Below are 22729 nucleotides of genomic sequence, written 5' to 3'. Positions count from 1 at the left end.
CTTCATACATTTTAAAAGATGCATCTTTCCCCTGCAACTATTTGAGAGGCGGAAAATGCCACTAACTGACCGCCTTTTTGATTGAATTTCGGAGCCGTCCGGCACAGCTGGTCGAAAGAAATCGAAGAGTGTCCAAGGTGTGAAGATGATGGAATAAGCTTGTCATATCCTGCGCTTTCCCGGAAAATAATTCTTATCATTTCCTTATCTCGATACAGGATACAGGCCGAAATCTTCGGCTAGCCTTGTGTTCGGGAATACTTCTTTCGCTTCCTCAAGTAAAGGCTGCAAATGTTCAATGTCCTTGTATCTGGAGCTAAAATGCGTCAACATTAACATCTTTACTCCTGCTTCCGCAGCAGCTTTAGCCGCCTGCAATGCTGTGCTGTGGTAATATTCATGAGCAATATCCTCAAGCTCATGCATGAAAGTTGCTTCATGCACCAACAGATCGGCATCCTTAGCGAGCGGAACGATATTCTCACATGGTCTGGTATCACCAAGGATCGTTACAATACGCCCTTTTTTCGGCGCAAGCAGTACATCTGCTGCATGGATAATCCGGCCATCGTTCGTTTCTACACTCTCTCCACGTTTCAGCCGTCCGTAGATCGGGCCAGGTTTTAATCCCAATGACTCGAGACGCTTCTGATCAAGCTTTCCAGGGCGTTCCTTTTCAATAATTCGATATCCGTAACTTTCAGCCCGATGCTCGAGAACTGAAGCCTCTACACGAAATCCTTCATCTTCGAATAATACTCCTCCGCTGTGCTCCACGATTTCAAGCGGATAATTCACTCTGGATTGACTAAGGTCCAGCGAGGTTTCGATGAACGTCTTAATGCCCTTTGGCCCATACACTGTAATGGGTGTTGTAGCTCCTTGTGCTCCCCGACTAGACAATAAACCCGGCAGTCCAAATATATGGTCTCCATGCAAATGAGTAATGAATAATTTTTCTAAGCGTGTCATCTTTAATGGTGAACGAAGGATCTGATGCTGTGTTCCTTCCCCACAATCGAACAGCCACATGCTGCGGCGTTCCTCTAGCAAACGTAATGCTATGGAGGTAACATTTCGCTGCAGCGTCGGAACCCCTGCATTTGTTCCTAAAAAATAGAGTTCCATTCTCTTCTCCCCTTCCAAGTATGTAAACCGGAGAAATCCCCCGAAATGCTCGGAGGATTCCCATAACGGATACATCTGTACCTATATAATATATCAAGCTTTTTCAACGTTAAAGTATTTAGCTTCAGGATGGCTAAACACCATCGCTGAAACAGATGCCTCGGGCTCCATCATAAAGCCTTCGGTAAGGTGCACACCCATATCTTCCGGTTTCATCAGTTTAAACAACGCCTCCTGATCCTCCAGATCCGGACATGCCGGATATCCGAATGATACACGAATCCCTTGGTATCTTGCCCCAAAACGTCTCTTCATGGTCATATCCTCTGGATCCGGGAAGCCCCAGGAATCTCTCATCAAATGGTGAACGCGTTCAGCAAGTGCTTCGGCAGTCTCGAGTGCAACCGACTGTAATGCATGTGAACGGAGATAATCCCCTTTATCTTTCCATTCCGAAGACAGCTTTCCTATACCGTGACCGGCAGTTACAACCAAGAAGCCAACATAATCCATTACTCCGCTATCAACCGGTTTTAAGAAGTCTGAGAGACATAGATAAGGTTCTACCGACTGCCTTGGGAAGTTGAACCGGTGAAGAACGGTTTCCTTGTTCTCAGGGTCATAGATCAAAATATCATTTCCGTCCGACTGAGCCGGGAAGAATCGATACATGGCATGCGCCTGAATAATGCCGTCTTGAATGGCTTCTTGCAGTATTCCATCTACCGTCGCTTTCAACGAAACGGCTTTGGGATCTTGAGTTTGCAGCAGCTGGTCTACTGAACCTCTTAGGCCCAAATGATGTCCGAGCAGCATTTGCATATTAATATAAGGAAGAATATGCGATATTGGATAATTCTTTATAACATGCCTATCCAAGTCCGGCGGAAGATAGACCGGTGCTTCCGAGGATATTTTCGAGCGGTTAACCCGGGTTTGCTCCGGCAGCTGCTTCTCAGCAGGTTTAACTGTAATATCTTCTTCCCGTTCAGCTTTCACCAGGTTCTCGATTTCTTGTCTCGTAATGGGATCACTGAGTTTATTGGCGATATCTAACCCATCCATTGCATCCTTCGCATACAGCACCATGCCTTCATACTCGGGTCTGATACGAGTTCTTGTAAACTTACGTGTAAGTGCGGCCCCGCCAACCATAATCGGCACATTTACGCCTGCCGTCTTTAAATCCTGAGCCGTTAAGACCATTTGCTGGGCTGATTTAACCAAAAGACCCGACAAACCGATAGCATCGGGCTTTTCTCTTCGATATGCTTCAATAATTTGTTCTGGTGGTACTTTTATACCCAAGTTAATAATTTCATAACCATTATTCGAAAGGATGATTTCAACCAGGTTTTTACCGATGTCATGTACATCGCCTTTTACTGTCGCAAGCATTATTTTACCCTTGACAGACGTCTCATTCTTCTCCATGAATTGTTCCAGATGAGCCACCGAGGCTTTCATCACTTCCGCACTTTGGAGCACTTCAGCAACGATTAACTCATTATTATTAAACAGACGGCCGACTTCGGTCATTCCTTGCATCAAAGGTCCATTTATAATTTCGAGTGCTCCATATTTCTTCAAGGCCTCATCCAGATCAGGAATGAGTCCTTCCTTAGACCCCTCCACAACATATGAAGCAAGTCTTTCTTCCAAGCTCAGGTTCGAGATCTTCTCTTTCTTCTCAACCTTCTTGTTCCGGAATGCAGCTACAAAAGCAGCAAGAGTCTCATCATTCGTACGATAGATAAGATTTTCCGCCAGACGCCGCTCTTCTTCTGGAATCGAGGCATAACGCTCCAGCTTCTCCGTATTCACAATGGCATAATCAAGTCCTGCCTTCGTACATTCATATAAAAACACCGAGTTCAGCACTTCTCTTCCAGCCTCTGGAAGCCCAAAGGAAACATTGCTGATTCCCAGAATCGTATGGCATTCCGGCATAGACTCTTTTATTAACCGAATTCCTTCAATGGTTTCTTGGGCTGATCCTATATACTGCTCATCACCTGTTCCAACAGGGAACACCAATGTATCAAAAATAATATCTTCCGGTTTAATGCCATACTTATTCACAAGCAGGTCATAGGAACGGCGTGCAACTTTTAATTTATCCTGACGATCTATCGCTTGTCCGCTTTCATCAATCGTTCCGACGACAACAGCAGCGCCGAATTTGTGAATCAGTGGAGCTACCTTTTCAAACTTATCTTCTCCGTCCTCAAGGTTAATGGAGTTAATTATCGCCTTCCCTTGAGAATAGCTTAGTGAAAGATCTATAACCTCTGGGTCCGTTGTATCGATCATGAGAGGAACTTTCACCTTTTTCACGACGAGCTCCAGGAACTTCATCATGTCCTCTTTCTCTTCACGATCCGGATCCTGTACACAAACATCAATGACATGCGCACCATTTTTAACTTGAGCCCGAGCTATTTCAGACGCTTCCTCGTACTTTCCTTCCACGATGAGGCGCTTAAATTTGCGGGAACCAAGCACATTCGTCCGCTCTCCAACCATATACGGACGATTATCCTGCTCGATATAGACGGGATCAATTCCCGAAAGAGCCGGTAAATGGGAGCCCTCCAGCTTTCTTGGCGGATATTTACTCATCATGCTGCTTAAAGCACGAATATGTTCAGGCGTCGTTCCGCAGCAGCCACCTGCAATGTTCAGCCACCCTTTTTCAGCAAATGCGCCCATCTTCTGGGCAAGGGATTCCGGTGATTCATGATAATTCCCGTTCTCATCGGGCAACCCGGCATTCGGATAACAGCTGATTGCTGCCTTAGCCATTTCTGAAAGCGAACGTATATGATCTCTCATGAATTCCGGCCCTGTTGCACAGTTTAAACCAATGGATATCGGTTCTAAATGCTCCAGAGATATGTAAAATGCTTCAATGTTCTGTCCGGCTAGTGTTGTACCCATTGGTTCAATCGTTCCGGATATCATGATCGGAAGCTTTACACCCGTCTTTTCAAAAGCTTGGCGTATTCCGATCGTACCTGCTTTCACGTTAAGTGTATCTTGTGATGTTTCCAGCAAAAGAGCATCTACACCGCCCTCAATTAAAGCAGCAGCCTGCTCTTCATAGCTTTGAATTAATTCCTGAAATGTAACTCCGCCGGTAACGGATAGCGTCTTCGTTGTTGGTCCCATCGCACCTACAACATAACGCGGTTTCTCGGGAGTTGAATATTTTGAAGCTGCAGCCAGCGCTAGACGAGCCGCATTCAGGTTAATCTCCCGGGCAAGCTCGGGTATATCATACTCGGCAAGTACAACTGAAGTCGCACCAAAAGTATTCGTTTCAATAAGATCGGCACCTGCAGCTAAATATTGTTCATGAATCGACTGTATAACATCCGGGCGTTTCAGCACCAGCATTTCATTACAGCCATCCAGCTCTTCACCACCGAAGTCCTCAGCTGAAAGGTCCTCTTGTTGTATCATGGTCCCCATTGCACCATCAAGAATCAATATTCGTTCTTTTAGTACTTCTTGCAAGTTAGGTTTGCTCAATGTATATCCCTCCCAGCCAAACGTTAAATCTTAGTGTAACAGAATATATTTCAATAGAAAAGGATGATATCCGTTGAAATAGGCATAATATCAACTCATAATGATAAACATCAGATGATAAACATCAATAGAAGCAGCATATAGTGTATTATTCCTAGTAGAAAATAGGGATATAATTATTATTGAAATTTTTGCCGGTAACACGAACGAGATAATCATTAAAGACGATAATGTTCGGTTTTAGTATAAACAGGAGTAAAGAAAAAAAGCAGTCTAAGTCATCCGAAGGGATGTTCTGGACTGCTGTTTAAATGATTATTATTCTTGCTCATCCAGCTACTTTGAGTTCCTTCAATGGCATCGAATGCTGACCACGCGCCGTAACATGAGAGATAATCCGATAATTACCGGGTTCATTAAACACTTTATTAAGCTCATAGCTGCCGTCCCCCAGATGTTGAATCGGTACCTTTTCCGGTGATCCCCCGCCTTCACGGACAATCTCAAACTCGACTTTATCAGCATCCTCTACCGGCATTCCTGCTTGGGTTACCTTCGCTTGAATCAATACATTCTCCCCTGCTGCAACAGTTTCTGCATTTAAGGTCAGTTCAACCAGGATGGGATCAACCATGACTAACTCATCGCCGCCGCTAGCCTTGCTATCTCGACAAGCTGCCAGGGAAATAGCCATCAGGATCATAACCGAAATCAAAGCATACCTGTTCTTCTTCATAAGATATACACCTACTTTTGAAATCATATGTATGGTTCACTTCGTTACTCTCGCTTAAATACTTAACAGCTACATAATTATACAACCTTTTTATTCCTCTAAAATGTTTTAACGCTTACAATTGTGTGACATTTATCATAAATCATTAAATGCTGTTATGCAGCAAAAAATAAGCCGACTCATGCCAATTAACCAAATGACAAGAGACGACTTATATATACTTGATTTATGAGTTCAATGTAACTTTACAATGCAGATAAAATATCGTGAAGTTCTGTTAAACTCTGAATTTCATAAGTTGGGACAATCTCCGGATCCTTTGGACGATCCGTACGGTTAATCCAAACCGTAGTCAGTCCCGCCGCGTTACCGCCTTTGATATCGGTGGTCAGCTTATCCCCAACCATAACTGCATTCTCAGGATTTATGCCGAGAAGTCCTAACGCATGTGTGAAAATAGAGACATCCGGTTTGCCTTTACCGAAGTTTCCGGAAATCACGATATGATCAAAGAAAGAGACCAAATCGGGCACCCCGTCCAGCTTCTCCTGCTGGAGATCAGGGCTTCCGTTCGTTAGAAGCAGTAATTTAACGTGACCTTGAAGCTCTTTCAGAACATCAAAAGTCTCATCATAAACATAAGGGCGTTGTCTGCGTTCTGCAGCAAATTGTTCTGAAAGTTCTCCTGCCAGCTCCTCGTTATCAACACCTAAGGTTTTCAATCCCCGATACCATGATTCTTTGCGGTACATAGGTGCTAACTCTTGCAGACGTCGGAACTCCGGCTGTTCTCCAGCTGTAAAATTAGCCCACAAGCCCTCATATGGATTGATGCCGATCATTTTGGTAAATGCAAAGGTGTCAAAGGATTCATACAATAATCGTGCTTCATTGCGAACCGCAGCTAGCAGAGCACCCGCTTCAATTCCGGCACACTGTGCTGCAGCCTTACAGGTTACTTCAAAAGCTTCTTCCACACTTCTTTCGTCCCATAAAAGCGTATCATCCAAATCAAACAGTACCGCAGATATCGGCATCTCTTCCAGCTCCCTTTAGTTCTTGCCTTACGAAACAACCTCTATTATTGATGCTCTACAGGAATATTGTTAACCTTCGCAAATTGCTCCAGTCTTTCTCCCATTGCTTGAGTATCGTAGCGGTTAATCAATCGAGAAAACACCCAATTTCCACCTCGAGCATTGTTCTCGATTACCACTGAGCCCTTCAAAATCTTGATCTTTGAAATCTCAGACGCTGTTAATTTACGTTCACGATTGAACTTCATGGTTGATACCGTATTACGAGTAACTTTCAAATATGGCTTGCGCAAGAAAATCATTACAGCCAGCAGCACATACAGACTGACCCCGATCCAGTTCATTGCCTGACTACCCGCACCAGCAGCTGTTGTCGCCATACCCAGCATGGCATAAAGAGCCGCTAATGCGATTAAGATGATAGGCAGCACATACTTGCGGCCTTTAAATACATCGCCATCACTGGTGATTGCTGCATTCATCCCCATAGTTGGCTGACCCTGCTTCTTACGCTGCTTGTTAAGCTGTGACATATTCTTGTTGACTTTTCTTTCCCATGACCGAGACATGCGTCTCCCCCTATTCGCAATTGTTCAATTAATATAAAGAATTCTCGAACAGACAGTCAGTCATCCTTAATGCTGCAGACCAGGACCTTTATTCTCTTCTTCTACCCATTCGATGGATTCCAACTGCTGCCGGAAGTTTCTCCGAATATTATTAAGATAGATTTCACGAAGTTCTGAACGCTCTTTATGCTCATCCTCCGTCAAGCCTTCTTTTTTGTGCTTTCTAGCAAGAACGTTAATACGTTCAACCAATGCATCGATATCCATTATTTCGCCTCCAATAAAAATTCACTTTTAACTTTGACATGTGAAAAAGAGCTTGTCAAGGAATCGATTCCTTACCAAGCTCGTACATGCGCGCTCTTATTCTATTATACCATTATTCATACCATTTATGAATGGATGTAAAGAGATGACATTTCATTCACCATACAGGCAGAGCCAGTACATCGCCAGCTTGAATATCCGGCCCCTTCAGTTCATTAAACTTACTGATAGAGCTGATATACTTCCTTGTATCCATGTCATCAGGTTTATTGGCTGCGGCAATGCTCCATAGTGAGTCGCCAGGCTGTACAATAACATTCTTCTCTGCGACCGGTTTCTCCAATCCACCTGCAAAAACCGAAAACGCTCCAGTCCAGCCTGATACCAAAATCAAAATCACAAGTATAAACCTTCCGATACCCGTTTTCATCAATTCTATCGTACGATTCCATAATGTGTTCTGTATATGTGTTTCTTCCTGAGTCTGTCCTTCGTAAATACTGCGGTATGTAGTGTATCTCATCTTCAATCATCTCCCAAACAAGCGTTCTCTTATGAAATCAATATAACACGAACACTTGTTTGATTCAATAGTTTTTACGAACGAATGTTCCGAAAAAATTTTAGAACTTATGTTTGTACGAACGGAAGTTCTATGATATAATTTTCCCAAACGTTACTAAATGGGGTTGATACGGAATGTCGAAGATATCCAGCCGCCAGATGGCGATTTTGGAGTTTATCCGCAACGAAGTTCGGAGTAAAGGCTATCCGCCTTCCGTACGAGAAATCGGTGAAGCTGTTGGACTAGCTTCCAGCTCAACAGTACATGGTCATCTAGACCGTCTTGAGAAGAAGGGTTTAATCCGCCGTGACCCTACGAAACCAAGAGCCATTGAGCTGCTTGGCCAAGAAGAATCAGAGAACAGCAATTTATTCACTCATACGATCTCCAGGGTGCCTGTTGTTGGTAAGGTTACTGCCGGGGTTCCTATTACTGCAACGGAGAACATTGAAGATTATTTCCCGCTGCCGCAGCATTTTGTAGGTGACAGTAAAGTATTTATGTTAACTGTTGTTGGTGATAGTATGGTTGAAGCCGGCATCTACAACGGTGACTATGTCATTGTCCGTCAACAGCAAACCGCTGATAACGGCGATATTGTTGTCGCAATGACTGAGGATGATGAAGCTACTGTCAAGACCTTCTATAAAGAGAAAGATCATGTTCGTCTCCAGCCGGAGAACCCGATTTATGAACCGCTTCGCTTGAATCATGTTACCATTCTCGGTAAAGTTGTTGGCGTTTTTAGAGATATCCACTAGCATTTATTTGGGTAAGACCAATGAAAGCTGCCACTTGTCATTTGAACAAGTGGCAGCTTTTTTCTGTTTATTGTCCGTAAATAGATTCGATTCATCAATATCACAATCAATTCATATAAATCCATGGGGGCAGTATGGGGGCAAAGACATAAAAATTAACCCACCACTCCCCTACAGCCTATATAAAAAGCCCTCAGCGCCTACAGCGCCAAGAGCTTCCAATTTTAGTACATCGTCATGTATTGATCGCGTTCCCAAGTATGAACCTGTGTGCGGTACATATCCCACTCGATTTCTTTCAACTCATAGAAGTGTGATAATGCATGATCGCCTAGAGCTTCACAGATAACTTCGTTACGAATAAGTTCATTAATCGATTCTTTCAGATCTGCAGGCAGACTTGGGATGCCTTCTTCAATCCGTTCCTCTTCCGTCATCACATAAATGTTACGGTCGATCGGTGCTGGCAGCGGAAGTTTACGTTTAACCCCATCCAGGCCCGCTTTAAGCATAACGGCCAAAGCCAAGTAAGGATTCGCAGATGGGTCCGGGTTACGCAATTCAATTCGCGTGCTTATTCCGCGTGAAGCCGGAATACGGATCATCGGACTGCGGTTACTTGCAGACCATGCTACATAACAAGGTGCTTCGTATCCTGGTACAAGACGTTTGTACGAGTTAACCGTAGGGTTCGTGATCGCAGCAAAAGCACGTGCATGCTTCAATTCACCAGCCATGAAGTAGCGGGCTGTATCACTAAGACCCAGCTCATCGTTTACATCCACGAACATATTTTCTTTCCCGTTAAAGAGGGATATATTGCAGTGCATACCCGAACCGGCCACTCCAAACAGCGGTTTCGGCATAAATGTTGCAATCAGGCCGTGCTGACGAGCAATGGTTTTAACAACGAGCTTAAATGTTTGAATCTGGTCAGCCGCTTTAACGGCATTGGCATATTTAAAATCGATCTCATGCTGCCCTGGGGCAACTTCGTGATGGGATGCTTCAATTTCGAATCCCATTTCTTCCAGTGTAAGCACGATATCACGGCGGCAGTTCTCACCGAGATCGGTTGGAGCAAGGTCAAAGTATCCGCCTTGGTCATTGAGCTCCATCGTAGGGTTGCCTTTTTCATCCGTTTTGAACAAGAAAAACTCCGGTTCTGGTCCAACATTCATCGAAGTGAAGCCCATTTCTTCCGCTTCTTTCAAGCTTCTCTTCAAAATATACCGCGGGTCACCCTCAAACGGAGTGCCATCCGGCATATAAATATCACAAATCAGGCGAGCCACACGATCTTCCGAAACCCAAGGGAAGATAACCCATGTATCGAGATCAGGATATAGGTACATATCCGATTCTTCAATCCGTACATAACCTTCGATAGATGAGCCATCAAACATCATTTTGTTATCAAGAGCCTTAGGCAATTGGCTTACAGGAATCTCCACATTCTTGATCGTACCCAGCAAGTCCGTGAACTGCAAGCGGATAAACCTAACGTTCTCTTCCTTAGCAATACGCAGAATATCTTCTTTCGAATAACTCACTCTATCCTCTCCCTTACACTTTTTCTTTATTTTTTATAAAAGCGGGAAAGTTCTCCTTGAATTAAAGAAACTTGTCCCGGCCTTTTAGCCGTAATCAATTCCTGCCGTAACAGGCGGCGGAGCTGTGATTCCGACATTTCCCTGCGTTTATTCTCTGTGTCAGGGGTAATTACGGTAGCCTCCTCCGATTCTTTCGATACCGGATTCATCACCTGCTTAATTCCTGCAATATTTACGCCCTTCTCAATCAAAGCCTTAATCTCAAGAAGGCGTTCAACATCGTTGAACGAGAATAAGCGCTGATTGCCAGATGTCCGGGCAGGCACGATCAAATCATGCTGCTCATAATACCGGATCTGCCTGGCTGACAAATCGGTGAGCTTCATGACAATCCCAATCGGAAACAAAGCCATATTTCTACGAATCTCATCACCCATATCTTCATCAACCTTCCAAGTGATCTATCCTGTATCATTGTAAGCTTTTCTGATATCACATGTCAACAACATGTCAGGAAACCTTACAACAAATTTCTTTCCTTCATCGTTTGGAGTGCCATCAGTACTCCGTATTTAACATGAGAGTAAGTGAGCCCTCCCTGCATATATCCGATGTATGGCTCCCGAATTGGTGCATCAGCAGACAATTCCAGGCTTCCGCCTTGAATGAATGTCCCTGCTGCCATGATCACAGGATGTTCGTAGCCTGGCATGTCCCATGGTTCCGGCACGACATGACTATCCACCGCAGCAGCTCGTTGAATCCCTTGAACGAAGGCGATCAAATGCTCCGGGCCGGAAAACGATACAGCCTGAATAAGATCTGTCCTTTTCTCATTCCATGCCGGCTTGGTCACAAAACCCACTTCTTCAAATAAGGCTGCAGCATAAACGCTGCCTTTCACCGCTTGTCCAACTGTATTCGGAGCAAGGAATAGTCCCTGATAAATCCCTCGGGTTGTCCCCAGCATTGCCCCCACTTCACGGCCTATTCCAGGAGCTGTCAAACGGTAAGCAGCCTGATCTACATACTTCTGTTTCCCGCAAATATAGCCGCCTGTTTCTGCAATCCCGCCGCCGGGATTTTTAATTAATGAACCTGCCATTATATCCACACCGACCTGGGTCGGCTCAAGCTCCTCCGTAAATTCACCGTAACAGTTATCTACGAATACAATGACGTCCGGTTTAATTGCCTTTACTTTTTCCACCATGACCCCAATCTCTTGAACTGTAAAAGACGAACGCCAGTCATATCCGCGAGAACGCTGGATTCCGATAACCTTCGTTTTGGAGCTTATTGCCTCACTTACACCCTTCCAGTCAATTCCTCCATCTTCAAGCAGGCTTACTTCACAGTATTCAATGCCAAAATCCTTCAGAGATCCCGTTCCATCCCCTGCTTCACCGATAACTTTATGGAGGGTGTCATACGGACGTCCTGTTATGTATAACAGCTCATCTCCGGGACGAAGCACGCCGAATAATGCTGTAGAAATCGTATGTGTCCCAGAAGCAAAATGAGGACGTACCAGGGCCGATTCGGCCCCGAATACATCTGCATATACTTCGTCTATAACTTCCCGCCCCCGGTCATTGTAAGCATAACCGGTCGAACCGGAAAAGTGAAAATCACTAACCTTATTACGTTGAAACGCCTCAATCACTTTCCACTGATTACGATCCACAATTCGGTCTATTTCTTGAATCTGACTTGAAATCTTACGCTCTGCTAATAAACTCAGTTCTTCAATTTCTTGCGAAAATCTTACCATGACGTACGGTTCTCTCCTCTAGAAGCTCTAATATATTTTTGGCTGTATTCTATTGTTCAATATAATCCTTTAGCATGTAGCCCATTTTTTCGTAATCTGCCTTATTAATTCGAACATCATAAACAATATCATTATCTTCAAAAGTCTGCTCAACGACATCCCCGATGCGGTAAAGTACAGAGCTAACGTCTCCCCTGTCGGCGGGGATACGAAACTTCACAATGCCACCCGATAGATGTTCCTGTATCGCATAACGCACGGCTTCCAAATCGCTATCATTAAAAGCGCTGATCTTCAAGTAACCTTCCCCTGAAGGCAGCATTTCTAACTGCTCTGGTCTGCACTCATCCTTTTTGTTAAACAGAACAAGCTGCGGTTTATCTCCGGCACCCAGCTCTTCCAGAATGGACTGTACAACCTCCATCTGCTCCTCTCGCATTTCAGAAGAAGCATCAACGACATGCAGAATCAAATCCGCTTCGTTGGCCTCCTCAAGCGTCGCTCGAAAAGCGGCGACAAGGTCGTGCGGAAGATTTTGAATAAATCCTACGGTATCTGTAAGCACTACCTCTTTGCCGCTCGGCAGTTCCAGAACACGTGAAGTAGGATCCAGTGTCGCAAAAAGCTGGTTTTCAATATAAACATCGGCAGCCGTCAAACGATTAAGTAATGTCGACTTGCCTGCGTTCGTGTAACCAACCAATGCCACTTGCACAGTCCCTGTCTTCTTGCGGCGTTCACGCTGCAGCACCCGGTGCTTCATAATCTCATCCAGTTGACGTTTGAGATCACTGATGCGGCCTCTGATATGACGGCGGTCTGTTTCAAGCTTGCTCTCACCGGGACCTCTCGTACCGATACCGCCTCCGAGCCGGGAAAGGTTCTTGCCATGACCAGATAGACGCGGCAGCAAATAACTGTGCTGAGCCAGTTCAACCTGAATGATCCCTTCCCGCGTTTTGGCTCTTTGTGCGAATATATCCAGAATTAATTGGGTTCTATCAATGATTTTAACGTCTAAAGCTTCTTCCAAATTGCGAACCTGCGCTCCTGACAGCTCCTGATCAAAAATAGCTGTATTCGCTCCGAGGCTATCAATAGCCATGCGAAGCTCTTCAACCTTACCTTTACCTACGAACCATTTCGTATCAGGTGTTTCACGATTCTGTGTAATGACTTCCAGAACTTCAACCCCGGCGGTTTCGGCTAACTGTACCAACTCTTGAAGTGAATGCTCCGGATTGATTCCCGATTTTTTTACTTCGTCGGTTACAAGACTCACCAATATCGCTTTGTCCGGCAGATTCGTCTTCGTCTCATGCAGCTCATTTGCCATAATCATTACTCCTTTAAGAACGTTGTTCACTTGAACAACCCTGCTATTGAATTTGTATATTACTTTATACCCTGGGTGGCAATTTGAAATCCTCTGGGCGGAGTGTCATTAATTCCAGCTTGCTTGGATTTCCGGCAACATATTGGTTCAGTAGCCGAACTGCCTGATTCCGGATTGTTTTTTCAATTACATTGCGTACATAGCGTGCGTTGCTGAATGCATGGATCTGATTTTCTTTTTCTGCCTCCAAATGCTCCTTCATTTTAATCATCGACTGCGGCATAAGGATATAATCTCTCTCCTTGGCCATCAGCTCCGATATTTGAATCAACTGGTCCATGTTATAATCCGGAAAATTCATTTGTATCGGAAAACGGGAATGAAGCCCAGGATTACAGCTCATAAAATAATCAATCTCATCAGAATAGCCTGCCAAAATGAGCACAAACTGATTTTTTTGATCCTCCATAGACTTCACCAAGGTATCAATCGCTTCCTTGCCAAAATCCTTCTCCCCGCCTCTTGCCAAGCTGTAGGCTTCATCAATGAACAAAATACCGCCAATGGCTTTCTTCACAAGGTCTCTTGTTTTCTGAGCCGTGTGCCCAATGTATTCACCCACAAGGTCCGCCCTCTCGACCTCTACCAAATGACCCTTGCTGAGTACACCCATCTTTTGAAACATTTTGGCGATGATCCTGGCTACCGTGGTTTTCCCTGTACCCGGATTCCCCTTAAAAATCATATGAAACACATGCCCGCCACTTAACAAACCCATTTCTGACCGCATCCGGGCAACTTGAAGCAGAGCGTAAATCTCATAAACCAGCTCTTTAATCTGATCAAGCCCAACCAATAGGTCGAGCTCTTTTTGAATTTCTTGGAATAGACCATGCTGTGTCAATGGACTCGGCGATGGGGCCGTTTCGCGTTCAGAAACCGCAGAGCTGATAATTGGAGCTTCAGCACTACGGAGCACGACATTGATCTGTCTGGAAGGCCGTCCATCTGATCGACTTCCTGCGGCCGTTCCACGTCCATTCATAGCTCTCACCTCATTATCCATAGGGCTGACTATCTATTCCAATATATTCTATTTATAAGCGGGTTATTAGAAGTTTTCGTCACTTAAGACCAAGCCCGATCAATATTTTATCTGCAGTCCATTTCGTATAAGCAAGAACTTCACGGGTTTTATGCTTGGCCATTGGAAGGACCGTTGATGTTGTGAGCGAAATTTCCGGATCGTTATAGCCAAGCACCTTAGCGACTTCGAGCGATCTCGTCCCGTGATAATCATGGGTGACTATGATCGCAGACGACCAGCCATGCTCCTTCATAATTTCTTTGCTTAACAACAAATTCTCATAGGTGCTTGTTGCCTCATTTTCGAGATAGATGACCTGTTCCGGCACTCCTGCTGCAACAAGATAATTTCGCATTCCTTCGGCTTCTGTATACTTCAAACCAGGTGCGTCTAATCCTCCAGTTACAATGATGGATTGATAGAGGCCATCTTTATAAAGCTTTAGTCCATGCTCGAGTCTTTCCCTGAGCCCAGGACTGGGTGCATCCCCCCACATGGAGGCGCCTAGTATAATCCCGACATCGGCTTTGTCTTTTACCGTACTCTCAGCCTTGTTAATCTGGTAGTATACATATCCTGACCACACGATCCCAAGGAAGATAAGAAGAAAAACCGTATACAGGCTTCTTTTTATCCAAAGTTGGCCTTTCACAGCCTTCGATCCATTCGCCCCGAAGTACACTAGTTGACGCATTACTTGTTCCTCCTGAATTCTCCGTTATGAAACAAAAGGTCACGATCTTCAAGGGACATCATAAAGTATGGAAATTCGTGTGCGTCTATTGCCCTAAGTAAATTACGAGCCGTAACCTTTGCTTGACGGTAATCGTCACGCGTAATATCACTGCGCCGAAGAGCATCTTCCAGTTCATCTTCATCCAGCAAAAAAACCTCACCGTTCTTGTTCACCACAATATCAAGGTATAAATCATCAAACCATGGTACTCCTTGATCCGTTACACCCTGCTTCTTGCATATGTCGATATACCACTGTACGATATGCCTCTTGTCATCGAACATGGCTGTCACAATAAAGTGACTATCTTTCGGGTAATACTGCAGCCAGGAATACCCCTTATCCGCAATGCGGTATGTATGCTGCCCGTAAGTTTTCCAAAGAGGCTCCTTCAGGCCATAGATCGTATATAAGGTTAGATATCCCGTAAACTGATCACATTCCACATAACGGGAAGTGAAGTGCCGGCGGGTGATACGGCGCCAATTCGCCCGATCTCCGAATTTACGTTTCATGGAACTTTTCCTCCCCATATCGTAATTTCAGCTTACCACATTTAAGGTTCCCACTCAAAACAAAGAAGAAGATACAGCATACGCTGCATTGACCCGAAAACCTACTTTATTGTGCATGCTATAGATATAAAAAAAGAAACAGGCCGTTCAAGGTTATTCTTGAACGGCCTGTTGTTAGTTCCTTAAATATGAACTTTTATATATCCCTTGATCATAGAATCAACTAATCATTCTCTTGATTTTCCTGAGTGGCTGTCGGGTCAACAGTCTCACCGTCCCCGGGGGAGGTCGTTCCAGGCACTGTCGTTTCGCCGCCAGTACCACCTGACTCACCACCTGTTCCGGTATCCGAACTGCCGCCGCCACTTTGGCCGCCATTGCCATTGCCATTTCCTTGGCCGCCGCCCTGTCCGCTACCCTGGCCGTTGCCTTGAGTTCCACCTTGACCAGTGCCTTGACCTTGATCTTCTTCTTCATTCGTTCCATCGTCACTGCCTGAACCATTGCCATTACCTGAACCTTGATTCTGGCCGCCGCTGCCCTGACCATTTCCTTGGCCATTCCCTGGATTTTGATCCGGCTCTTCACCACTATCCGGCTCTTCCACTGGTGGAGCAGGCTCTACATTGTCCTCCGGCTCTTCCTCAGGTTCCTCTTCAGGAGGAGCCGCTCCGGCAGTAACGATCTGAATCGTATTGGAAGGTCCTGTTTCTATATCTTGAGCAGGATCATAGGCCGTTACATAATAACTGTAGGTTAAACCTTCCATGGCACTTATATCATCCGCCGATGTGTCAGCTACGGCATCAAGGATACGAGTATATTCTGCTTCGGAAGACTCTTTACGGTACACATGGTATACAATTCCCTCTCCATCGACCGCACTCCAGTTCAAGTTCACCGTCTGGTTCTGAGCGTCATAAGAACCTGTCAGGTTTCTCACCGCTTCTAGCTCTACCTTAGGCGGTTCCTCTTCTACTACAGGTGGAGCTTCAACCGTCGGGAAGTTCTTCGCTTCATAACCCTTTACGGCTTTCTCCATAACCTTGCCCCACAATGCTGCTGCCATCGGACTGCTCTGACGCATCATACGATCACGCTTAGGTTCATCGTATCCAAGCCAGACAGTAGCCGTAAGCTCAGGCGTATATCCGGCAAACCAGACATCACGCACGCCGCTAACTCCCTCAAATCCACTTTGAGTTGTCCCTGTCTTACCGGCAACCGGACGGCTGATTCTGGCATTACGCCCTGTTCCGTCCTGTACAACTCGCTGCATCATGTCCGTCATCTCTGCTGCTGTCTCAGCAGACATAACTCGTTTACCGTCATTGCCTTTATTCTCGTGTATAACTTTGCCGCTAGGATCGATAATCTGCTTGATCGCAAAAGCTTGATTCAGTTCGCCGCCGTTAGCAAAGGCTCCAAAAGCTTGCGTCATTTCAAACGTATTGGTTCCTTTGCTCATACCACCCAGCGCAAGACTCAAGTTCTTATCCTCTTCAGCGACGCGAATTCCCATCTTCTTAACAAATTCATAACCGGTTTTCACACCGATCTTGTTCAGAAGCCACACCGCAGGAATGTTTTCAGATTTCTGAATGGCATCCTGCATACTAACCGTATCCGAATATCCGTGCAGGTTATTAGGACAGTAAGAGCCAAAGCATTGCTTCTGATTGCTCAATCTGGAATCCTTGTTATATTGGCCGTCCGATTCAAGTGCCGGGGCATAAACTGAAATCGGCTTAAGTGCGGATCCCGGCTGACGACGGCTGTCTGTAGCCCGGTTAAACCCGCCTCGTTGATACTCACGTCCCCCGGTCATCGCTACAATTCCGCCTGTGTGTTGGTTCATAATAACCATAGATCCCTGGATGATTACATCTCCAGAGCCCTTTTCAAAGTTGTCCGGGTTATTAAATTCGGCTTCAACCGCTTCCTGAGCATTCACGTCCATCGTGGTATAAATTTGATAACCGCCGATGTTTACGTCATCCTCAGTGAGACCCCACTTCTCTTCCGCTTCTTCCATGACATAGTCGATAAACGCGGTATACTTCTGCTGTTTTGCAGGAGGCTCATAGGTGTAATCCACCTTTTTCGCTTCCGCAGCCTCCTTGGCTGTAATGTAGCCCTGATCCTCCATCAATGATAAGACAACAGCACGACGCTCTTTACTAAGCTCCGGATTCTTCAGCGGATTGTATTTGGAAGGCCCCTTCGGCATTGCTGCGAGTGTCGCCATTTCCCACAATTCCAACTTATTCAGATCACTCTTGCCGAAATAACGTTGGGATGCAGCCTTGATACCGTAATACTGACCACCAAAGTTAATTCGGTTCAGATACATTTCTAATATTTGATCTTTTGTATGGTTCCGCTCGAGTGCAAGTGCAATTGAAACTTCTGTTGCTTTACGGAAAAATGTCTTGTCCCGTGTCAGGAAGATATTTTTCGCAAGCTGCTGTGTAATCGTACTTCCGCCCTCAACCATGGAACGCGCCATGATATCTTTTACAGCTGCGCGTCCGATCGACCAGATATCTACGCCGCTGTGTTCATAAAACCTTTTATCCTCTGTAGCAATAAAAGCATTTTTAAGCTGCTCCGGTATATCGTCAATTTTCACCGGTTCACTCTTCTGAATAGATAACTCACCCAACAAAGTTCCGTTTCGATCATATACCTTCGAGGCTCCATGAGCTGTGAGCTTATCTCTATTCTCCTCCAGCAGCTTCTCACCGCTGATCATTATAAACAAATAGCCAGCAAGCGCAACAAATATAGCGATTACCGCAGTGAAGAACAATGCCCACCCGATACGTTTACCTCTGCCTTTTTTCTTCTTTTTCGACTTTTGAGATGTCTTAGGGGTTTCTTGGTTTCTATTTACCCTGGACATCTGATTTCTATCTTTGTCAGCCATAGTTCCCCTCCTGACTCCCTTTCATTTTATATCTCGGAAAGAAAAGAACAACCTTCTCAGGTTGCTCCTTCGCACTCCTATACAACTAAACGAATTATACACAGAAAAGTTTCAAATAAATCACTCTTGCCAAAAATAGCCTTTTGTTACTCGCTGCCGTTGTCCTGCATCAGGGAAACATTGCGCTGCGGCATGAACGTAGAGATGGCATGTTTGTATACCATTTGCTGGCGTCCATCACTATCGATCACAATCGTGAAATTATCAAATGCTTTGATTGTTCCACGAATCTGAAAGCCGTTAGTCAGGTATACCGTGGCTGGAATGTTCTCTTTGCGCAGTTGGTTCAAGAACGTATCTTGGATGTTTATGGACTTGTTCATTAGCCGTACCCCCAATGGTTCAATTAGTTTTTTTTGAATTATATTCAATATTTGATAGTAACTTTCCTGCTATTATATCATGTATCTTTTTATAACTAGCAGAAAAATTTTCAGAGTCGGTGACATCCACCCACTCAATGTCCTTCATATGACGGAACCATGACAGCTGGCGTTTCGCGAATCGACGAGTATCCCGCTTCAGCAGTTCTACGGCTTCCTCATAGCTGTATTTGCCTTGAAGATACGATACGATTTCTTTATAACCCAGCCCTTGCATCGATACGAGGCCCGGAGCATACCCCTTATCCATCAAACTGGTAACTTCATCAACAAGTCCCTGCTGCAGCATCAAATCAATGCGCTCTTCAATACGGTTATATAGCATTTGCCTGTCCATTGTCAAACCGACCAGACAAAGATGGTAAGGAGATTCCTTCTTCTGTGCGGCTAACTGTGCCGAATGGGGGGTTCCCGTCAAGTGAAATATTTCCAACGCCCGGACCACCCGTCTAAGATCATTTGGATGCAGGCGCTCAGCACTTTCCGGGTCAACTTCTGCCAACTTCCTGTGCAATGCTTCAGCTCCATGCTCCTCGGCATATTTAAACTGCTCTTCCCTGAACTCCTCGTCTGCACCTGTTTCACTGAATCTGAAGCCATAGCATACCGATTCGATATAAAGTCCGGTTCCTCCCACAATAAATGGCAAATGACCACGGTTAGTAATATCGTTAATCAAGCGGCCTGTTTGTTCCTGAAATTCAGCTACGGAATAAGGATAATCCGGTTCATGAATATCAATCAGATGATGAGGAATTCCTTCCATCTCATCCTTGGAAATTTTCGCTGTACCGATATCCATTCCACGATAGACCTGCATGGAATCACCCGATATAATTTCACACCCGAAGGACTTCGCAAGCTCAATGCTCATTTTTGTCTTACCTACGGCTGTCGGACCAATCAGAACGAGAAGCCTCGGTTTAGTGGTTTCTGTCAATGGATATCACTCCGTATGCTATTTTCGACTGGCCCCGTTCAGGAACGGAAAAGCCCAGACGTGAGAACTCCTTACTGCCCCGCTTCTCTTTCAATACAACCGTTTTACGGGCTACCCTTACCGCTTCCCGGACACTCTCTTCATCGAGCGCCTCACCGTTCGCATAATGGCGCAGCGGATTAATCGATGCAGATTCCGTTAACGGTTCACGAAACATCGGGTCAAAATAAACAATATCTACGCTCTTATCCGGCATGGTCCTTAAATAATCCAAATGATGACCATGAACTACATTTATTCTTCGCATAGCTTCATCACTTGCTTGAAGGTTACTTGTATATGAACGCAGTCCTTCTTTTAGGAACACGTAGAGTGGAAAAGAGCTTTCAAGTGCTGTAACACGTCCTGAAGCCCCACCCTTGATGGAGAATACAAGGGAATCCGCTCCAAGACCGGCTGTGCAGTCCAGGACTGAATCTCCTTCTTCCATTCTCGTGGCATCGATCATTGGATCAGGATCACCCCGGAGCACACGTTTTAGCCGAACGTATCCCATACTTGGATGAAACTCAAGGACTTCCCGTCCAGGGCCTCCCAGTCGTACATGGCCATCAAGCACTACCAATATATCCTTTTCTCCGGTCTTTAAGCCAAGGCGCCGAAGCGACTGGCCACCGCGGGTTACATAATCGCAGCCCACCTCTTCGGCTAATAACTTAGCCCTTTCAACGAGAGCAGGCGCCTCCGCCTCTCCTGTAGTAATAATCATAGTTTCCTCCTTGCTGCATTACATGACGCGTTTGAACATTTTTTCAAGATCATAAGTCGAGAAGGAAACAACGATTGGTCGGCCGTGCGGACAAGTATACGGCTGCCGGCAAGCGGCAAGACGTTCAATTAATGTCTCCGATTCAGCTGATGTAAGCTTTTGATTCGCTTTGATAGAAGCTTTGCAGGAACACATGATGGATGAGGCCTCCCTCAGCTTCGACAGGTCAATGTTTCGCTCGCTCAGCACCCATTCGGCCATCTCTTCAATCAGTTCCTTCTCGTCACCTTTAGGGAACCAGAACGGATGGGATCGAACCAAAAATGTCTGACCGCCAAAGTGCTCTAAATACACGCCTACTTGCTCGAACCAATGCAATCGTTCCTTCACCTTTTCAGATTCGGAAGGCGTGAATTCAAGTGTAATGGGAAGCAGCAGCTCTTGTGAAGCATCCGCTGGTTTCCCGAATTTTTCGTAATAATATTCGTAATTAATCCGCTCGTGTGCAGCATGCTGGTCGATCAGATAAAGCCCCGTATCGTTTTGGGCAATCAGGTAAGTACCATGATGCTGACCAATGATGGTCAGCTCCGGAAACGGCGGGATTTCCGGTGCATCTCCTCCGGCAGCCTGCAGCCACTCCTTAGTCATAGCAGGTCTACTCTGAGCCTGTCCCTGCCTGTAATCAGGACGGGAACCTGGACGATAAGCCGCCCCAGCCGCTTCACTCATTTGAAACGATCCGCCACCGGATGCAGTACCACGATCACTATTACGATATGGTACTGAAGTACTTGATGCATTTCCTGATCCCTCAGAAGGCCGGACTTGAGGTGCTGCAGTCATGTTCACTTGAGCTGCTGCACTGTTACCTTCACCAAAGCTATCTTTAGCAGCCGAATAGGTAGGAGCCGCAGTCATACCTTCTTTAGCAGGAGGAGCTGAGACTTGGTTGCGAGAGGCATTTGTGCTGTTTCTGGAGAAATGAAATTGCTCCTGAATGAATGCATTCCCTTCCTTGCCTATGCTTTCCTTCACAGGACGGGGAATAAGTACCTCCTGCATAAGTACCTTGCGTATTTCCTCTTCAGCAAAGGCGTAAAGCTCAGGCTCTTTACTAAACCGTACTTCCAGTTTGGAAGGATGGACGTTCACATCAACGAGTGACGGGTGCATATTCAGCTGCATAACCGTCAGCGGGAACCGGTTAATCGGCAGCAGAGTATGATAGCCGCGCAGTACGGCCTGGCTTAGGCCATAGCTGCGGATGTAACGGCCATTGATAATAAACGACATCGCATTCCGGTTCGCCCGCGTCCAATCAGGCTTACTGATATAACCGGTCAGAGTGTAATCCATATTCTCTGCTTTAATCGGCATCATGGCTTTCGCTGCCTGAGTACCGTAGACCGCTGCGATAACCTGAAGCAGGTCACCATTGCCAAGCGTCTGAAGCAGTGTATTGCCATTATGGCGAAGCGTAAAAGCGATATTAGGATGGGATAACGCCAATCGGTACATATAATCCGAAATGTGGCCGAGTTCCGTCTGTATCGTCTTCATATATTTCAGCCTTGCCGGTGTATTGTAAAACAATTCCTTAACCAGAAAATCTGTCCCTTGAGGAGCGGCTGTATCTTCATTCACTTTTAGATTTCCGCCTTCGATCTCGAGCACTTTTCCCCTGCCGTCTGCTGCACTGGAAGTAACAAGACGGACCTTGGATACAGATGCAATCGAAGGAAGAGCCTCGCCCCGGAATCCCAGACTGGTAATATGAAACAGATCACGACCTTGAGAAATTTTGCTTGTGGCATGACGGTAGAAAGCCGCCTCACAATCCTCCGGATCGATACCGGAACCATTGTCAGTAACCCGAATCGTCTGCAGTCCGCCTTCCTCCACAGCAACATCAATCTTCGTGCTGCCTGCATCAATTGCATTCTCCACCAGCTCTTTAACGACGGAGGCAGGCCTTTCCACCACTTCACCAGCTGCAATCTGGTTGGCGATATGCTCGTCCAATATGTGTATTTTAGCCATATTCCTA

At 45.5% G+C, this 22729-nt stretch carries 20 protein-coding genes; 1 reads left to right on the top strand and 19 read right to left on the bottom strand.

Going from position 1 to position 22729, the window contains the following annotated elements; translation table 11 throughout:
* Positions 1-204: 204 nt before the first annotated feature.
* The 7 genes from rnz to BN1234_RS06205 all read right to left on the bottom strand — a co-directional run bounded on the left by rnz (position 205) and on the right by BN1234_RS06205 (position 7794).
* Complete coding sequence (gene rnz / locus BN1234_RS06235) at positions 205-1128, bottom strand: ribonuclease Z (RefSeq protein ID WP_054955799.1); 924 nt, start codon at positions 1126-1128, stop codon at positions 205-207.
* 93 nt (positions 1129-1221) lie between these two features.
* Positions 1222-4662 (bottom strand): methionine synthase, encoded by a 3441-nt coding sequence (gene metH / locus BN1234_RS06230; RefSeq protein WP_054955798.1) that lies wholly within the window; start codon positions 4660-4662, stop codon positions 1222-1224.
* Between the two features lie 328 nt (positions 4663-4990).
* Positions 4991-5398 (bottom strand): FixH family protein, encoded by a 408-nt coding sequence (locus BN1234_RS06225; protein ID WP_054955797.1) that lies wholly within the window; start codon positions 5396-5398, stop codon positions 4991-4993.
* A gap of 245 nt (positions 5399-5643) precedes the next feature.
* A complete protein-coding gene (locus BN1234_RS06220) occupies positions 5644-6435 on the bottom strand; it encodes an HAD family hydrolase (RefSeq protein ID WP_054955796.1) in 792 nt (263 codons plus the stop codon).
* Positions 6436-6479: 44 nt separating this feature from the next.
* Positions 6480-7004, bottom strand: a complete 525-nt coding sequence (locus BN1234_RS06215; RefSeq protein ID WP_054955795.1) for a hypothetical protein — start codon at positions 7002-7004, stop codon at positions 6480-6482.
* A 66-nt stretch (positions 7005-7070) separates the two neighbouring features.
* Entirely contained in the window at positions 7071-7271 is a 201-nt protein-coding gene (locus BN1234_RS06210) for a DUF896 domain-containing protein (RefSeq protein WP_054955794.1), read from the bottom strand.
* A gap of 157 nt (positions 7272-7428) precedes the next feature.
* Positions 7429-7794 (bottom strand): LysM peptidoglycan-binding domain-containing protein, encoded by a 366-nt coding sequence (locus tag BN1234_RS06205; protein ID WP_054955793.1) that lies wholly within the window; start codon positions 7792-7794, stop codon positions 7429-7431.
* A 176-nt stretch (positions 7795-7970) separates the two neighbouring features.
* Here BN1234_RS06205 and lexA point away from each other — a divergent pair, with 176 nt between their 5' ends.
* Positions 7971-8597 (top strand): transcriptional repressor LexA, encoded by a 627-nt coding sequence (gene lexA, locus BN1234_RS06200; RefSeq protein ID WP_054955792.1) that lies wholly within the window; start codon positions 7971-7973, stop codon positions 8595-8597.
* Between the two features lie 224 nt (positions 8598-8821).
* Here the strand turns inward: lexA and glnA are convergent, their stop codons facing one another.
* From glnA to mutL, 12 genes are all read right to left on the bottom strand, one after another.
* Positions 8822-10150, bottom strand: coding sequence for a type I glutamate--ammonia ligase (gene glnA, locus BN1234_RS06195; RefSeq protein ID WP_054955791.1), 1329 nt, complete (start codon positions 10148-10150; stop codon positions 8822-8824).
* Between the two features lie 26 nt (positions 10151-10176).
* Entirely contained in the window at positions 10177-10587 is a 411-nt protein-coding gene (locus tag BN1234_RS06190; RefSeq protein ID WP_054955790.1) for a MerR family transcriptional regulator, read from the bottom strand.
* An 83-nt stretch (positions 10588-10670) separates the two neighbouring features.
* Positions 10671-11924: a methionine gamma-lyase family protein gene (locus tag BN1234_RS06185; protein ID WP_054955789.1), complete on the bottom strand. Its 1254-nt coding sequence runs from the start codon at positions 11922-11924 to the stop codon at positions 10671-10673.
* Positions 11925-11973: 49 nt separating this feature from the next.
* Positions 11974-13260 carry a GTPase HflX gene (hflX, locus tag BN1234_RS06180; protein WP_054955788.1) on the bottom strand — a complete coding sequence of 429 codons (1287 nt, stop codon included), beginning with the start codon at positions 13258-13260 and terminating at the stop codon, positions 11974-11976.
* A 64-nt stretch (positions 13261-13324) separates the two neighbouring features.
* Positions 13325-14305, bottom strand: a complete 981-nt coding sequence (locus tag BN1234_RS06175) for an AAA family ATPase (protein ID WP_054955787.1) — start codon at positions 14303-14305, stop codon at positions 13325-13327.
* 79 nt (positions 14306-14384) lie between these two features.
* Entirely contained in the window at positions 14385-15041 is a 657-nt protein-coding gene (locus tag BN1234_RS06170) for a YdcF family protein (protein WP_054955786.1), read from the bottom strand.
* Positions 15041-15598 carry a ribonuclease FAU-1 family protein gene (locus tag BN1234_RS06165; RefSeq protein ID WP_054955785.1) on the bottom strand — a complete coding sequence of 186 codons (558 nt, stop codon included), beginning with the start codon at positions 15596-15598 and terminating at the stop codon, positions 15041-15043. Before BN1234_RS06165 ends, BN1234_RS06170 begins: the two co-directional genes overlap by 1 nt.
* Before the next feature lie 223 nt (positions 15599-15821).
* A complete protein-coding gene (locus BN1234_RS06160) occupies positions 15822-18527 on the bottom strand; it encodes a PBP1A family penicillin-binding protein (protein ID WP_054955784.1) in 2706 nt (901 codons plus the stop codon).
* A gap of 146 nt (positions 18528-18673) precedes the next feature.
* On the bottom strand, positions 18674-18910 hold the full coding sequence (gene hfq / locus BN1234_RS06155; protein WP_054955783.1) for an RNA chaperone Hfq: 237 nt from the start codon (positions 18908-18910) through the stop codon (positions 18674-18676).
* A 19-nt stretch (positions 18911-18929) separates the two neighbouring features.
* Positions 18930-19910 (bottom strand): tRNA (adenosine(37)-N6)-dimethylallyltransferase MiaA, encoded by a 981-nt coding sequence (gene miaA, locus BN1234_RS06150; RefSeq protein WP_054955782.1) that lies wholly within the window; start codon positions 19908-19910, stop codon positions 18930-18932.
* Positions 19894-20679 carry a class I SAM-dependent methyltransferase gene (locus BN1234_RS06145; RefSeq protein WP_054955781.1) on the bottom strand — a complete coding sequence of 262 codons (786 nt, stop codon included), beginning with the start codon at positions 20677-20679 and terminating at the stop codon, positions 19894-19896. The genes miaA and BN1234_RS06145 overlap by 17 nt, the downstream gene beginning before the upstream one ends.
* A gap of 18 nt (positions 20680-20697) precedes the next feature.
* On the bottom strand, positions 20698-22722 hold the full coding sequence (gene mutL / locus BN1234_RS06140) for a DNA mismatch repair endonuclease MutL (RefSeq protein ID WP_054955780.1): 2025 nt from the start codon (positions 22720-22722) through the stop codon (positions 20698-20700).
* Between the last annotated feature and the right edge of the window lie 7 nt (positions 22723-22729).

The sequence above is a fragment of the Paenibacillus dakarensis genome (genome assembly GCF_001373415.1).
GTDB classification, from domain to species: domain Bacteria; phylum Bacillota; class Bacilli; order Paenibacillales; family Paenibacillaceae; genus Paenibacillus_AQ; species Paenibacillus_AQ dakarensis.
The sequence above is the reverse complement of the archived record's forward strand: the minus strand, read 5'-3'. Positions and strand labels throughout refer to the sequence as shown.